Genomic DNA, 394 nt, shown 5'->3' on the forward strand with positions numbered 1-394 from the left:
CCCAACCAACGACTTTACGTGCAAATAAATCAATAACAACGGCTAAATAAGCCCAGCGATTACCTACCCAAATATACGTCACATCACCGCACCACACGGTATCTGGCTCAACAACATCAAACTGCCTATCTAGCAAATTTGGGATTTCAAGATGCTCATTACTACCCCTTTTATATTGATGTTGTGGTACTTGGCAGCTCTCTAGTTTTAGTTTAATCATGAGCTTAGCGGCGCGATAACGGCTTAATTCAAAACCGTTATTCGTTGCAATTGCTGCGATTGTCCGTGCCCCAGCTGAGCCACCGCTCATTGCATGTATTGCTTTAACTTCAGCCTCTAGCCTTACTTGCTCTGGCGTCGGCGTTGTATCCCGTATGACCCAGTACTTATAGCT

At 44.9% G+C, this 394-nt stretch carries 1 protein-coding gene; it reads right to left on the reverse strand.

Annotation, left to right across the window (positions count from 1 at the left end):
* Nucleotides 1-394, reverse strand: a 394-nt coding sequence (locus tag CWB65_RS19910; RefSeq protein WP_349304540.1) for a DDE-type integrase/transposase/recombinase, incomplete at both ends; no start/stop codon positions are given.

This window comes from Pseudoalteromonas sp. S554, assembly GCF_005930865.1.
Classification (GTDB): Bacteria; Pseudomonadota; Gammaproteobacteria; order Enterobacterales; family Alteromonadaceae; genus Pseudoalteromonas; species Pseudoalteromonas marina.